14 protein-coding genes and 1 other annotated feature are annotated in these 14,123 nt (G+C 40.6%); of the genes, 6 read left to right on the top strand and 8 right to left on the bottom strand.

Features of this window, described 5'->3' with window-relative positions; translation table 11 throughout:
* Positions 1-2: 2 nt before the first annotated feature.
* Complete coding sequence (thrA, locus tag ACY3ZI_RS03545) at positions 3-2,462, bottom strand: bifunctional aspartate kinase/homoserine dehydrogenase I (protein ID WP_487375984.1); 2,460 nt, start codon at positions 2,460-2,462, stop codon at positions 3-5.
* 24 nt (positions 2,463-2,486) lie between these two features.
* Positions 2,487-2,608, bottom strand: a sequence feature (Thr leader region).
* Complete coding sequence (gene thrL, locus ACY3ZI_RS03540) at positions 2,547-2,615, bottom strand: thr operon leader peptide (RefSeq protein ID WP_108479263.1); 69 nt, start codon at positions 2,613-2,615, stop codon at positions 2,547-2,549. (Overlaps the previous feature by 62 nt.)
* Before the next feature lie 1,123 nt (positions 2,616-3,738).
* Between thrL and arcA the strand changes: the two genes are divergently transcribed.
* Both arcA and ACY3ZI_RS03530 read left to right on the top strand, forming a co-directional pair.
* Entirely contained in the window at positions 3,739-4,455 is a 717-nt protein-coding gene (gene arcA, locus ACY3ZI_RS03535) for a two-component system response regulator ArcA (protein WP_004905684.1), read from the top strand.
* A gap of 197 nt (positions 4,456-4,652) precedes the next feature.
* Positions 4,653-4,943 carry a hypothetical protein gene (locus ACY3ZI_RS03530; protein WP_487375983.1) on the top strand — a complete coding sequence of 97 codons (291 nt, stop codon included), beginning with the start codon at positions 4,653-4,655 and terminating at the stop codon, positions 4,941-4,943.
* A gap of 14 nt (positions 4,944-4,957) precedes the next feature.
* Here the strand turns inward: ACY3ZI_RS03530 and ACY3ZI_RS03525 are convergent, their stop codons facing one another.
* Positions 4,958-5,872, bottom strand: coding sequence for a helix-turn-helix domain-containing protein (locus tag ACY3ZI_RS03525; protein WP_487375982.1), 915 nt, complete (start codon positions 5,870-5,872; stop codon positions 4,958-4,960).
* Between the two features lie 250 nt (positions 5,873-6,122).
* Between ACY3ZI_RS03525 and ACY3ZI_RS03520 the strand changes: the two genes are divergently transcribed.
* The gene (locus tag ACY3ZI_RS03520; RefSeq protein WP_487375981.1) at positions 6,123-6,905 is read left to right on the top strand and encodes an LEM-3-like GIY-YIG domain-containing protein; all 783 of its coding nucleotides are present in this window, start codon (positions 6,123-6,125) and stop codon (positions 6,903-6,905) included.
* 113 nt (positions 6,906-7,018) lie between these two features.
* Here ACY3ZI_RS03520 and creA read toward each other — a convergent pair whose 3' ends face one another.
* Positions 7,019-7,456 (bottom strand): protein CreA, encoded by a 438-nt coding sequence (creA, locus tag ACY3ZI_RS03515; protein WP_487377442.1) that lies wholly within the window; start codon positions 7,454-7,456, stop codon positions 7,019-7,021.
* Positions 7,457-7,707: 251 nt separating this feature from the next.
* Here creA and robA point away from each other — a divergent pair, with 251 nt between their 5' ends.
* Positions 7,708-8,610, top strand: a complete 903-nt coding sequence (gene robA / locus ACY3ZI_RS03510) for an MDR efflux pump AcrAB transcriptional activator RobA (protein WP_132496141.1) — start codon at positions 7,708-7,710, stop codon at positions 8,608-8,610.
* A 188-nt stretch (positions 8,611-8,798) separates the two neighbouring features.
* Here the strand turns inward: robA and ACY3ZI_RS03505 are convergent, their stop codons facing one another.
* Entirely contained in the window at positions 8,799-9,236 is a 438-nt protein-coding gene (locus tag ACY3ZI_RS03505) for a GNAT family N-acetyltransferase (protein ID WP_132496140.1), read from the bottom strand.
* Between the two features lie 372 nt (positions 9,237-9,608).
* Between ACY3ZI_RS03505 and ACY3ZI_RS03500 the strand changes: the two genes are divergently transcribed.
* Positions 9,609-10,013, top strand: a complete 405-nt coding sequence (locus ACY3ZI_RS03500) for a RidA family protein (protein ID WP_108479220.1) — start codon at positions 9,609-9,611, stop codon at positions 10,011-10,013.
* A gap of 133 nt (positions 10,014-10,146) precedes the next feature.
* On the opposite strand, the gene gpmB is transcribed toward ACY3ZI_RS03500, so the two are convergent.
* Positions 10,147-10,794: a 2,3-diphosphoglycerate-dependent phosphoglycerate mutase GpmB gene (gene gpmB / locus ACY3ZI_RS03495; RefSeq protein ID WP_211886719.1), complete on the bottom strand. Its 648-nt coding sequence runs from the start codon at positions 10,792-10,794 to the stop codon at positions 10,147-10,149.
* A gap of 52 nt (positions 10,795-10,846) precedes the next feature.
* Here gpmB and yjjX point away from each other — a divergent pair, with 52 nt between their 5' ends.
* Positions 10,847-11,383 carry an inosine/xanthosine triphosphatase gene (gene yjjX, locus ACY3ZI_RS03490; protein ID WP_006657125.1) on the top strand — a complete coding sequence of 179 codons (537 nt, stop codon included), beginning with the start codon at positions 10,847-10,849 and terminating at the stop codon, positions 11,381-11,383.
* Between the two features lie 104 nt (positions 11,384-11,487).
* Here the strand turns inward: yjjX and trpR are convergent, their stop codons facing one another.
* Both trpR and sltY read right to left on the bottom strand, forming a co-directional pair.
* The gene (trpR, locus tag ACY3ZI_RS03485) at positions 11,488-11,805 is read right to left on the bottom strand and encodes a trp operon repressor (RefSeq protein WP_036950344.1); all 318 of its coding nucleotides are present in this window, start codon (positions 11,803-11,805) and stop codon (positions 11,488-11,490) included.
* 131 nt (positions 11,806-11,936) lie between these two features.
* Positions 11,937-13,853, bottom strand: a complete 1,917-nt coding sequence (gene sltY / locus ACY3ZI_RS03480) for a murein transglycosylase (RefSeq protein ID WP_487375980.1) — start codon at positions 13,851-13,853, stop codon at positions 11,937-11,939.
* Between the last annotated feature and the right edge of the window lie 270 nt (positions 13,854-14,123).

The following is a 14,123-nucleotide window of genomic DNA, read 5'->3' as shown; positions in this document are numbered from 1 at the left end:
TCTTAAACTCCCAATTTCCATGATAGGGTACGCAGCATATCCGCAAATACACCCGCCGCAGTTACATCATTACCAGCACCGTAACCTCTGAGAACTAAAGGAATTGGTTGATAGTAGCGTGTGTAGAATGCCAGTGCGTTTTCGCCATTTTTTACTTTAAACAGTGGGTCATTTCCATCAACGGCAACCATTTTCACCTGACAGCGACCTTCTTCGATAAGACCCACATAGCGTAACACTTTTTCCTCTGCTTCTGCCGCTTTTATCCTCGCAGCAAACTGGGCATCAAGTTGTGGTAAACGCGCCATAAACTCGGCAACACTGCCTGAACTGTCGAAATCAGCAGGAAGTACAGATTCAATATTGATGTCGCTAAGTTCTAATTCATAACCCGCCTCACGAGCTAAAATCAGTAATTTACGCGCCACATCCATGCCGGATAAATCGTCGCGTGGATCTGGCTCGGTGAAGCCTTTTTCCTTCGCTAACGTTGTCGCTTCTGATAAGGACATTCCTTCATCCAATTTACCGAAAATAAATGACAAGGATCCTGACAAGATTCCACTGAAATGAACTAATTCATCCCCTGCGTTCAGTAAGTTTTGTAGGTTTTCGATAACCGGTAAACCCGCCCCTACGTTGGTATCATAAAGGAATTTACGTTTTGAGCTCTCGGCGGCAGCACGAAGTTGATGATAATAATCCATCGACAATGTGTTGGCTTTTTTGTTCGGCGTGACGACGTTAAAACCGTCTTGTAAGAAGCTAGCATATTGCTCTGCGATCTCTTGGTTGGACGTACAGTCGATGATCACTGGGTTTAAAAAGTGGAATTCACGCTCTAAACGGATCAGACGGCTGAGGCTAAACGGCTCTTTAGCTTCGGCTAATTCTGCTTTCCAATTATCTAAATCAATTCCTTGCATATTGATCAGCATCGCTCTTGAGTTCGCTATCCCACAGACACGTAGATCAATATGTTTTTGTTTCAGCCACTGTTGTTGACGGTGGATCTGTTCGATCAACGCATTACCGACGCCGCCCACTCCGACAATAAAGGCTTCAATCACTTGCTCAGCATTGAACAGCATTTGGTGACATAAACGCACCGCTGAAGTGGCAGACTCATTGGCGATAACCGCAGAGATTGAACGCTCAGACGAGCCTTGCGCAATAGCAACGATGTTGATATTGCCGCGGGTTAATGCTGAGAAGAAACGTGCGGAGATGCCTTTTAATGTACGCATACCATCCCCAACAACGGAGATGATGGACAGTTGCTCCATCACATCTAACGGGTCTAATACCCCGTCTTTAAGTTCTAAATAAAACTCTTCTTCTAATGCGCCACGAGCGCGCTGTAGCTCATTTTGCGGCACACAGAAGCTGATACTGTATTCCGACGATGATTGCGTGATCAGCACCACGGAGATCCCTTTACGGGACATGACCGAGAAAATACGTGCTGCCATACCAACCATGCCTTTCATACCCGGACCTGAGACGTTGATCATCGCCATATTATTCAGGTTAGTGATCCCTTTCACTGGTGTACTAACATCCGTTTGACCATCACCAATCAGCGTACCCGGTGCACTTGGATTAGTGGTGTTTTTGATCAGGCAAGGGATTTGGAATTGTGCAATTGGGGCGATAGTACGAGGGTGTAAGACTTTCGCGCCAAAATAAGAAAGCTCCATCGCTTCTTGGTATGACATCCCTTTGAGTAAACGGGCATCAGGCACTAAACGTGGGTCACAAGTATAAACCCCATCAACATCTGTCCAAATTTCACAGCAATCTGCACGTAAACATGCCGCTAATACCGCAGCCGAATAGTCGGAACCATTACGTCCTAACACCACCAGTTCACCCTTCTCATTTCCAGCCGTAAAGCCTGCCATCAACACGAAGTGATCTTTAGGGATGTTCAACTCTGCAATACGTTTAGTGGATTCATTGATATCAACGGTGGATTCAAGATAGTGGCCTTTTGCCAGCAAGCTTTTCACCGGATCAATCACGGTGACTTTGTGACCGCGAGCTTTTAATACAGATTCCATGATGGCGATAGAGAGCTTCTCACCACGGCAGATAATAGAGGCGTTGATGCTATCAGGACATTGGCCTAGAAGAGTAATACCATGCAGTACTTGTTTGATTTGCGCGAATTCGTGTTCGGTCAGCTTTTTCAGTTTGTCATATTCAAACCGGGGCTGCTTTTCTTTCAATCCCTTTAAGAGATTAGCAAAAATCATTTCCGCATCACTCACATGCGTGATGACATCCTGACCTGCTGCCGTTTTTTCAATCATTGCCACCAAATGGTTGGTGATTTTCGCGGGTGCAGATAGCACCAACGCAACTTGCCCATCTGCCAATTTGCTTTCCGCGATATCAGCAACATTAAGTACCCGTTCGTCATTTGCGACTGAAGTACCGCCAAATTTAAGCACACGCATGGTATTTCTCTCCTGAATTAGCGCCAAAAAAAAGCCCACATCTTTTTAGGATGCGGGCTTTTTCATTTTTATTTTTTGGATGCGTCAGCCCGCCCCGTTTCCTGTGGTCACGGTGGTGGTGGTAATAATCGTAGTCAGGCTGATGTTACGCATAAAATTTGTTTGTCTCGTAGGGAACATTTCGGTTTCTCCCTATACGGTTAAAGTAATCACACAATAATGTCAAATTTATTTGTATTTATGACCTCAAAAGAAGCGGTAATTCAGCTCGGAGATCCACTGTATTCATCAAAAACATCTTCATAAAAAGAGAGCTAGCCTAGATATTCCAGTTGTAAAATTCATTAATTCTAAAATTAATAGATTTTAATTTTATTTAAAAAATTAGCGCCTCACATGTACAAAAAACAATCAAACACCAAATTTGATGACGGTATTTTAACCGTATTTCTCAACAGTAAATTTGAAATAAATTGCCACTGATGTCCTATCTTTCTCTCTTCGATTAATCTTGATCAAGATTTGCACCAACCTTAAAGAAACCTACTTAGTTTCAGATCAAAATTGCACATAAGAAACAAAATAGTCATTTAGTTAATTATAAGCATGCAAACATTAATTCAGATAGTTCTGAGGAGTCTTGTTATTTTTTTGTAAAACAAAATAGATTCACGCAAAGCGAGTAAGTGTAATCACCTAGTTTTTCTTATAAAAAACCAAAAATACTTTTTTTACGCGATTTTGATGTGCTAAACGAAATTTTACTCTCTGACAATTTTAAGGTGTTCTAAAGACACAAAAATCACTTACGTGACTTAGCTTAAGTTAAATCCAAATATCTTCATCCCTATTCATATCGACCTTTCTGTACGGTATCACGATGAAAAACGTGCATTATCTCTCTTTTTTTCTCTTATTTTTATCGTCTATTCGATATCTCTATAACAAATAATTTTGGTATAATTATCTGCCTAACAATCATTGTTAACGTGCTACAATTGATTTTGATATGTATCAACAAAAGTTAGTTTTTTAGGTGGTAAATGCAGTATTAGCTGTTATATTGCTGTTAACAGCCCAATATTGGGAAAGTGCTTAAGTTTTGGTGAGTTTTATGACCTTCAGCCTAATGGATAGGCAACGCTAAGTCACTGAAAAATGTAAAGACAAATTTATACTCATAGACGTGTTTTTCCAGATAATCATACCAACAACCACCTAACTGGAAACGGCCTATGGGTTCAGTATTTTTATTTTAATACTTTAGGTAGCAAATATGCAGACCCCACACATTTTGATCGTTGAAGACGAGATTGTCACACGTAATACGCTGAAAAGTATCTTTGAAGCGGAAGGTTATGTTGTTCATGAAGCCACTGATGGTGAAGAAATGAACAATGTTCTTTCTGAACATGACATCAACTTAGTGATCATGGATATTAACTTACCAGGCAAAAACGGCTTACTGCTGGCTCGTGAACTACGAGAGCAAGAAAGTATCGCATTAATGTTCTTAACTGGTCGTGATAACGAAGTTGATAAGATTCTTGGTCTTGAAATCGGTGCTGATGACTATATCACCAAACCATTCAACCCACGCGAATTGACTATCCGTGCACGTAACTTACTGTCCCGTACTATGAATTTAGCGGGCGGTACAGAAGAGCGCCGTCTGGTTGAGAGCTATAAGTTCAATGGTTGGGAATTAGACATTAATAGCCGTTCTTTAGTGAGCCCTGCTGGTGAGCACTACAAATTACCACGTAGTGAATTCCGTGCAATGCTTCACTTCTGTGAAAACCCAGGCAAAATCCAAACTCGTGCAGACTTACTGAAGAAAATGACTGGCCGTGAGTTAAAACCTCATGACAGAACAGTCGATGTGACTATCCGTCGCATTCGTAAACACTTCGAGTCTACGCCAGATACCCCAGAAATCATTGCCACCATCCACGGTGAAGGCTACCGTTTCTGTGGTGATTTAGACGAGTGATTTCATTCTGATTAATGAAAAGCCGGCGCAAGCCGGTTTTTTTATGCCTAAGTCATTTTTTTTACAGTATAGTTATTTTCCCTATAACAATCCGTGCGAAAAACTTTTGCATCCTATCATTTGCATTCAAATCTTAAATTCCGTTATGTTATACTCATTCACCCAACGATATTGATATATATAGCCAAGGCAATACCATGTTTAATCTTATAAAGTGGATAACATCACCACTTAGAAAATTAAAGATTGACGACCGAAAAAATTTATCCGATTTACGAAATTTAAGCTCAGAAGAAAAAATAGCTTTAATTTTTATTTATGAAGGCGACAATCATCAAGCTTATGGTTTACTAGATAAAGAAATACCATCATCACTCGTTGATAATGGGTTTATCGATATTATTCAAAATGAAACACATAATGAAAAAACATTATTTAGAATTTCAAAAAAAGCAAAAGCGATTATTAAACGATATTATTTTGAATAAAATAGAACTACCAATTATTTTAGAATAACAGGTATATAATATCTTAATTCTTTTATATATTTATATGGATTGTCCATGAAATCTTGATAGTTAACTTTTGCTTTTAAAACATATCGTTCGATATCTCGACCATCTGCCCTAATGATGTCCATTCCAGGTACAAGTTCGCCATAAGCATAATGAAATATATCTTTAAAATCAATATCCTCAACATTCCCAGTAAACTTAATTTCGATGTAATCCCCTCTATGTATTTTTACTTTTTTGAGATCTTTTAACTTATGATTAGATTCAATTTCATTAATACTCAGTGCGGTCGTATATAAAACACTTTGCCCTGAAAGATCGCTGCTATCAATATCATTAATCGCATACAAGTTCTTAGTAATAACTTTATTTCGCTCATGAAAATTACGCCAATACTTTAATCTTAATTGATCTGTTTCACTTATCCAGCGATTAATGTTTCGCTTATATCTATGATCCATGCCGACTAAGCTTAATTCTGGTAGTCGAATAAGCTTAGATTGAAATACTCTTTTATTCTCTTTCTGAGCAGGTAAACAAAATCCATCAAGCTTAAAACCATCCGTTGTTCTATATCGAGATGGTGTAATTTTAAATTGCTGCTTAAACGCACGAGTAAAGGTTTGCTGAGAATCAAAGAAATATTTAATGGCAATATCAAAAATACTGTCATTTGTCATCCGTAATGCCACGGCAGCACAAGATAATCGCCTTGCTCGAATATAAGCCCCTAACGCTAATCCAGTATAATTCCTAAACATGCACTGAAAATGCCATTTGGAATATCCAGAATGGCTAGCAACAGCATCTAACGTCAGCTTTGTCTCTATATTGTTTTCAATCCAAAGAATGATCTCCATGATGATATTTTCTTGCAGTAAATTCGACTTCTTGATTTTCATGAAAGATCTCTTTATTTAATGGCTTATTGAAGCCCCATTATAAAGATGATGCCTTTTTACGACCTTAGTTATCCGTGCTGCATAATAAAACACAACCAATTGATATTTAAAACATTTAAAAAATTAAGTATAAATGTCTATTTTCCGTTTGATTATTGTTGCTCCTCTCATTTGAAAATACCGCTAAGAAATTAGGCTAATTTACCGATATATATCTATCTATAACTAAATGATTAATAGGTAGAATTCAATGAACGATTTTAGCCAATATAAAAATACACTAAGCAAACTAAAATTCTATGTGTACGCCCTGTGTGAAGTTAGAGGCAACACTCGAATTCCCTTTTACATCGGAAAAGGTACTGGTTCTCGTTGTTTAAAACATATTACCGATGCATTCGCTGATATTGATGGCTTAGAAGAAAACGACAATAAAAAATTTGAATTAATTCGTGAATTAAGTAAAGAGAACCTACTTGGTATTGATATTCTCTGTCACGGTTTAGATTCAGAAACCGCTTTCATGGTAGAAACAACCTGTATAGATTTAAAAGGATTAGAAGGCTTAACTAATAAAATCAAAGGCAAAACAACGAGTAAAGATGAAGATGTTTTAAAATTGGGGCGCCTGACCATTGAAGAAGCCGCTTCAATTTATTCTCAGCAAGATACTGAAGTTTCAACTGAACATGCAGGTTTAGCTTTTATCTTAAATAAATTATATCGATTCAATATGAGCGAACTTGAGTTATTCGAAGCGACTCGTGGTGTATGGCATAATCCGCCTCGTAAAGATCAATCGCTAAAATATGCATATGCTATTTACAACGATATCGTCAAAGAAGTCTATGAAATTCACTCTTGGGTAGAAGCTGGCACGCAACAATATTTTACTCGAAATATCAATAAAGGGAGTGGGCGTTGGGAATTTATTGGTAGAAAAGCGAGCGATGACATCCGTAAACTTTATGTTGGAAAGCGAATAGATAGAGATAGAAGCTATGGTACTCCATTTGTAAAAGTTGGCGCTTAAATATCGTTGAAACTGCTGATATACAAATTTAGCAGACTACACACTTTAAATACCTTCAAAAATCGCCACTCATTTTAAACATAATCAGTGGCGATTTTTATATTAAAGCACTATCACCACGGCATAATTGGTACGGCGCTTAGCGCATTTTTAGGCGAGCCGTCGATCATCTTATCGGAATAGGTCAAATAGACGAGTGCATTACGTTTTGGGTCGTAAAAACGAACCACTTGGAGCTTTTTAAACACCAGTGACGTTCTCTTTTGGAAAACCACCTGCCCTTTTTTCGGGTTACGTTTCACTCGTTCATTTAGCTCAATAGGGCCCACCTGTTGGCAGGAAATGGCAGCATCCGAGGTATCTTCAGCTAATCCAAGCCCACCTTTAATCCCACCCGTTTTTGAACGGCTTAGGTAGCAAGTCACATTGTCCACATCCGGGTCATCAAAGGCTTCTACCACTATCTTATGGTCAGGTCCAAGCACCTTGAATACAGTATCAACTGAGCCGATTTCCTCTGCGACTGCCATAAAAGATAGTGCAGACAACATTGATACCAAAATGAGGTTTTTCAGTGTATTACCTTTCGCAATACCTTTTTTAAATTTGGAAGAACCCATACAGTATTCCCTTTTCAGCTTAACATCTGAATTTTAAATAACCTAAACGGCAATAATTCTGTTTATTAACTAATTCTTAAATACAACTCATTTACTATAAACGAAAAAGGTAACTTGTTATAGAATAGCCACTCATTGATTACTCATATCGGTTCTATGAGTCGTATTGCCTGGGGATATCCATGGATCAAACAAATATTATTCGCGACCTTCTTCGTTGGATAGATGATAACCTTGATAAACCATTGTCATTAGATAATGTTGCCGCGAGAGCGGGTTATTCAAAGTGGCATTTACAGAGAATGTTCAAGGATGTGACCGACCAAGCAATTGGTGCTTATATTCGCGCTAGACGCCTATCTCGTGCCGCGGTTGCATTGCGCTTAACGAGCCGTCCCATTCTTGATATTGCATTACAGTATCGATTTGATTCACAACAAACTTTCACTCGCGCTTTTAAAAAGCAGTTCAATCTGACGCCGGCGTTTTATCGCCGTACTGAAGAATGGTGCGCGACCGGTATCTGCCCGCCGATTGTATTAGATGAACATTCTCCATTAGATTATGAATTTGTCACGATGGTCGAGCAGCCATTGGTTGGTTTGGAGCAAAGTTGTTCCTATGTGCTTGAAGAGTGGTCAACTGCCTGCTCGCAAATGCGTCAATCTTTCTGGCGCTATTATTTAGAGCACACCACCAAAGTGGCTTCTGAAGTCTTTGGCTTACATCATGCGATTCATAGTGCCGAGAAAGATGATGAGCAAACGGTGTTTTACACCACCGCGGTGAAACCCGAAGATGCGAGCTTTAGTAACACCGAATATAGCCATGTTACGATCCCCGCAGGCGAATATGTGAAATTTAATTATCGCGGTGAGACGACGAGAGAAAGAATGCAGGAGTTCCTTTACCATGTTTATGGGGTCTACTTGCCAAAACTGAATCTCACTCGCCGCCCAGGCTATGATGTAGAACACTACAAAATCAAGAATGTGACGCACAATGAGATAACGGATACAGATCCAAGAACTCACATTGAAGCATTCAGCTATTATGTTCCGATCAAAAAAACAGAAACTCACTAAACACTCGAACCAAGGCGCTTCATACACTGAAACGCCTTTTTCTTTTTCGCTGTTTGATTTATTAACGTGAAGGCTACTTCAGCTCCCTCTCAGTCGAGGCATGAGGAGAAATGACACAGGCTGTTGTTGCTTTTTGTCAGCCCAACAATTGATGTGATGTGGTGTACAGCCTAACAAGAAAAAGAAAGCTAAAATAAAATAACAGCGAGCATTTCTTCTCCCTCATCATCTAATCCAATTTCTTTGAAACCAAAAGATGCATAAAAAGACTTTGCTATAGGGTTTAATGGGTCATAACAGATTTCAATTTCATTTATCTGTGTGTCTTGTTTGATTTCACTTAAGGCCAACTCCATTGCCTTTCGCCCAATTCCAAGCTTCTGATGCGATTTATCCACCATGAAACGCCAAATCTCTATTTTAAGATCTGAGGCCTTTTTCCACATTAAAAAACCAACAGGTATATCACCATTGTAAATACCTCGAACAGTAAGGGTTTCATCATAAGCCGCTTCTACCAAAGAAAACATATTAGAAGCGACAAATTCTTCTTGGGTTTCAGTGACTTCAAGCATGATAATAGATTCATAATTTGATTTATCTATAGGCTTTAGATGGATATGCATATTTATCTCCCTCAAATTCATCACTCTATCAAGGTGTTTTAAGGTGATCAATTGTGAACGGTAGGAGTAGCACATTTGGAGCTAACAACATAGAAATGATCGAGTTAGCCACTCTTCAAATAGACGAGGATTTTGCAACTAGAAAGCAAAACTCAGCCCTCGAATATATCTTAAAATAAGAGACACTCTCTTCACTTATGCAAAAATCAGTCATATGTTTTCATTCGCCAACTAGAAATTCCTATTTAGCGGCTCAATGGCTGGCTAAGTCTTCAAAAAAACACTGGTTGTATTGGAGTGTGAGAGTTGACGCTAGCAGAGAGTATTATGTGGGCTTATGCTTATCCTCTATTTTTATTCCGAGAATGTACAATGACTAAAAAATTAATAAACCCTCCTTCTGTGTTTAATTCTTTACAGTATGGCTTTAGCCAAGCAATAGAAACAACAGGAACACGCCAATTATTCCTTTCCGGGCAGGTTGGTGTGAATGCTCAACAAGAAACCGTGGCAGGTGGAATGTATGAGCAAACAGTTCAATCGTTGATTAATATTGAGCATGTATTACGTGAAGCTGGCGGTGATTTATCCAACGTAACAATGTTGCGTATTTATATTAAGAATGGTTTTAATAGTCATGAAGAGCAGCTTGATATTGCAAATGCACTAAAAGAAAAATTTGGTGATTTCCCACCAGCGTCCTCTTGGGTGATTGTCTCAGGGCTTTCATTACCCGAATGGCTGATAGAGATAGAGGCTCATGCAGTTTTAGATTAGAGATATTGACTAGTCCTATAATAGGGGCACAAGTCACCAAACCTCTTCAAGTGTCTTTTCAAGGGTCTGAAACACCCAAAACAAAGGCGCTTCATACATTGAAACGCCTTTTTCTTTTTTGCTGTTTTACTTCTTAACCTTGCTGCTCATCAAGGGCGGGCTGAGAAAGATGCGTCACCTCCCCCGCAGTTTCCACAATCCAGCCATTGGCTAACCATGGGCTATTTTGATAATCAACGCGAGATAACGAGCAGTTACGCAGACGTAAACGTCGTGGAGAGTTTGCTGGCACACCTAAGATACGGCTTAACAATGTGCTGAGCGCCAAGCCGTGACTGACTAACAGTGGACGGCTTCCTTCTGGCAGTTCAAGGCAAGCATTTAATGCCGCAAACATACGCGTGAACAGTTCATCCATCGATTCCCCTTCAGGAATACGACCACCTTCAGCACCATTTATCAGGCTTTGACGCCACTTTTCTTCCTGCTCAGACAGGGAGCCAATCTCTCGTTGCTCCAAGACACCCATATTTAATTCACGCAGACGCGGTTCTGTGATAATTTCACACCCGCACACTTGTGCAATAATTTGTGCAGTTTCAAGTGTGCGTCCCATATCACTAGTGATAATATGGGTAATACCTTCGGATTTAACCCGTTGAGCGACCTGCATGGCCTGTTGACGACCAAGTGCGGTCAACGGGCTATCAGATTGTCCCTGTATGCGACGTGCAACGTTCCATTCAGTTTCGCCATGGCGAACAAGATAAACCTGTAACATAGATGTGTTCCGTTATTACTGTACAAAGTATGTGTTCAAAGGAAAATAATTAATGTACCAAGTTATAGCTGCAACGACGAATCCAGCCAAAATTAAAGCGATTCATCTTGCTTTCGATGCCGTTTTTGGGCCTGGCAGTTATCAAATTGAAGATATTAATGTCGATAGCAGTGTTCCACAGCAACCTATCGGTAATAATGAAACCCGTACAGGAGCAAGACAACGTGTGATGGCATCACGCCAAGTACGCCCAGAAGCTGACTTTTGGGTAGGTATTGAGGCGGGAGTTGAAGATGACATGACATTTGCATGGATTGTGATTGAGCACCATCAAATCCGTGGAGAATCACGCTCTGCCAGTATTATGATCCCAGAAAAAGTGCTTGCGGGGATCCGTGAAGGTCGTGAGCTGGGTGATGAAATGGCTGACCTTACTGGTATTGATAATATCAAACAACAAGGCGGTGCGATTGGCTTCTTCACCAATGGCGTATTGACGCGCACCAGCGTTTATCAACAAGCACTCATACTGGCTTTAGTTCCTATTAAACACGAAATTTATAAAGAGCTAAATCACATAGAAGACTAATTATACTCAAAACGATTTAAAATGCATGTGGGGCTCTTAGCAATAAGAGCCCCACTTTTATTTTTAGAGAATAATCATTGGCTGCTATAAAAGATAATCAAAAACTACAGTAGCTTAGATTCCAGCCACTCTTTTACCGGAATAGGGGCTGACTTCAAACTGTTTGAACCACGAGTAATGGTAGCAATACCTACACCGAGCTCATTTTTTAATTCACGCTGGCTCATTTCACCGCGCATTAATTCTTGAACAATCCTAACGCGAGTCCCTAAAGCCGTCCGTTCATCCGGTGTGAGTAATAGCTGAAGAATCGAATCCTGTATATTTTGCTCAAAGGCCATTTGTAGCAGTTCCACAAAACGTTGCCAATCCGCATTTTCATCGGCGGTTAACGCCGGGTCTGGTTTATATTCTACAGTCATCATTCTACCCTTCCATACTATTAAACTAGTACAAATAATAGCACAGAACACTATTTCGTATAGTTAAAAATACAGCGCTCATCTTGTTGGAGGTAAACCAAACCGACCAACAAGATGAAGCTCCATACAAATTAATACTTCATATTCCATTCATTCGCGGATAACACATTGCCTTTTTCACCTAAGAAATGTTTATAAAACAAATCATAAGAGAGAACATTCTTCACATAACCACGGGTTTCTGCAAACGGAATACTTTCCACAAAAGCCACCGCATCGATACGCCCTGCGCTGTTGCCTAACCAGCGAGTCACTCGTGATGGGCCGGCATTATACGCCGCACTGGCTAAAATACGGTTATTGCCAAATTGCTGATAAACATCGTCAAGATACGCGGTACCTAACTCAATGTTCATCACCGGGTTAGTCAGTTGCCCTGCATTCACATAACCAGTGATGCCTTGCTTTTGCGCAGTATGTTTTGCTGTCGCAGGCATTAATTGCATTAAGCCTGTCGCGCCAACTGGCGATTGCGCTTGCGGGTTCCATGCGCTTTCTTGACGAGCAATGGCCATGGCATAGCTTTTTTGGATCATTTTACTGCGAGTGTAATTATCAAACTGTTTTTCCCATGCCAGTGGGAAACGCTCTTCTAGATGATCCCACAGTTTTGCGGTGATCGTGGCTTGAACGCTCAGATCTGCCCATTTATTATCGAAAGCATAACGGGCGAGCTGCTCTTGTTGATTAGGTGATATGGAAGAGACCAAATTGATCCACTCGGAGCGCGCCAGATTGTCCATCTCCCAATACATTAACTCACGGATGCGCTGAATTTGCGGCATGCTGTGAATACTGGAATCAGGTTTCACGGCTTTATTCACCATGACTGGGTAATCCATTTTTAACTGCTGAGCGGCAACCATTGGGTAGAATCCACGCTTCGACGTTAACTCTCGCAGTATGCTTTCACCTTCAGCCGTTTTACCTTGGTCAATCAAGGTGATAGCCTGCCAATATTGCCACTCTTCCTTATTTTTTACGTCGTTCGGTAGTTGTCGCAACCATGATGCTAATCCCGTTTTATCCCCTTCTCCTAGCGCTAAACGTACACGGCGCTCTTTTAAGGCGGCAGAATTAGTTTCACGGATCACTTCATCACGCCACATTGCCTGCTCAGGGGTAACATCAACCCCCATATATTGCCACGCAATGCTGTCTTTCATTTGCTGGTTTTCTGCCATATTCATTTTCTGAGCAGAGCTAATCCCTGCTAATGCAGTACGGGCTGCATCAGGGGATTGACGTGCATAGCGGCTAAATCCAGCTAATGTGGCTTGACGCGTAAAATCGGTCGGCGTCAATGTTTTCGCAAACGTGACAACCGAAGCGGGGTCATTTTGTAGTTTAACCAACGCATCAGAGATAGTTTTGTAGCTGCTTGGTAAGCGTTTCGCGAGGTAAGTTGCCGTTGATGTATTACCATCTTTGATAGCAAGGTGAATACGCGCCAAAATCATATCCGTTGAAAGATATCCGGCTTTTTCCCATTCAGTAAACAGTTTGTCGCATGCTGCTGGCATGGAATTACCATTGAGCCACATTTTTTCAGCACCTTGCCACGCGACCTGTTTATTTCCTGTCGCCCAATTCGCGAAATAGAAATTACATTGTGCTTCAGCAGGTTGTGGCGGCTCAGGGCTAAATGCCAATAACGATGTCCACTCTTGGCGACGCGCCAGCTCATTCACAAACCGGCTTTTGAGGGTTTTCGCCACAGGCAACGTTGGGTATGCATCGATAAATTCTTGCGCTTGTTTTGGCGAGATAATATCTAAATCTTGTGACAGCTCGCGGTATTCTAAATACGGATACAGCGGATAATCACGTAAAGTTGGCAATAAACGTTCGACTTCATCCATCTTATTGGCATCCCACGCGACTTTAATTGCTTGATAACGTTCACGTTGTGCCTGTAAAGAATCTGCCCAAACTGTTGTGGATACCAACAGCATGGTGACCGGAACTGCCGCTAACCAACCTTTCATGTTTATTCGCTCCATCGCTTAAATCTTGTTAGAGATTGACCTCAAACATACTCAAAGCATTTATTAGATATATCAATAATGTTAATGCTACCTAAAGTTTTCAGCCAGCGACAGAGGAGATTTCTTGAAATGGTTGGGTTTACAATCTTTTACTTATTCGATTCGTTAACTCTGACAACACGGATAACCTAGACCAGCCTAGGGGCGATCGGGTATAGTTCATGACAAACCGTTTATGGCTGTTTTTCCTTGTTAATGGGTCACACTAAT

This window comes from Providencia sp. LY12 (assembly GCF_057621555.1).
This window is presented reverse-complemented; position numbering and strand designations above follow the sequence as displayed.

Excerpts from the sequence above, each read along its gene's own strand:
- ACY3ZI_RS03525 (WP_487375982.1), bottom strand. The coding sequence starts at position 5,872 with ATGAAAATCAAGAAGTCGAATTTACTGCAAGAAAATATCATCATGGAG.
- sltY (WP_487375980.1), bottom strand. The coding sequence starts at position 13,853 with ATGAAAGGTTGGTTAGCGGCAGTTCCGGTCACCATGCTGTTGGTATCC.
- ACY3ZI_RS03530 (WP_487375983.1), top strand. The coding sequence starts at position 4,653 with ATGTTTAATCTTATAAAGTGGATAACATCACCACTTAGAAAATTAAAG.
- gpmB (WP_211886719.1), bottom strand. The coding sequence starts at position 10,794 with ATGTTACAGGTTTATCTTGTTCGCCATGGCGAAACTGAATGGAACGTT.
- ACY3ZI_RS03505 (WP_132496140.1), bottom strand. The coding sequence starts at position 9,236 with ATGCATATCCATCTAAAGCCTATAGATAAATCAAATTATGAATCTATT.
- robA (WP_132496141.1), top strand. The coding sequence starts at position 7,708 with ATGGATCAAACAAATATTATTCGCGACCTTCTTCGTTGGATAGATGAT.
- ACY3ZI_RS03520 (WP_487375981.1), top strand. The coding sequence starts at position 6,123 with ATGAACGATTTTAGCCAATATAAAAATACACTAAGCAAACTAAAATTC.
- arcA (WP_004905684.1), top strand. The coding sequence starts at position 3,739 with ATGCAGACCCCACACATTTTGATCGTTGAAGACGAGATTGTCACACGT.
- thrA (WP_487375984.1), bottom strand. The coding sequence starts at position 2,462 with ATGCGTGTGCTTAAATTTGGCGGTACTTCAGTCGCAAATGACGAACGG.
- creA (WP_487377442.1), bottom strand. The coding sequence starts at position 7,456 with ATGTTGTCTGCACTATCTTTTATGGCAGTCGCAGAGGAAATCGGCTCA.
- ACY3ZI_RS03500 (WP_108479220.1), top strand. The coding sequence starts at position 9,609 with ATGACTAAAAAATTAATAAACCCTCCTTCTGTGTTTAATTCTTTACAG.
- trpR (WP_036950344.1), bottom strand. The coding sequence starts at position 11,805 with ATGACTGTAGAATATAAACCAGACCCGGCGTTAACCGCCGATGAAAAT.
- yjjX (WP_006657125.1), top strand. The coding sequence starts at position 10,847 with ATGTACCAAGTTATAGCTGCAACGACGAATCCAGCCAAAATTAAAGCG.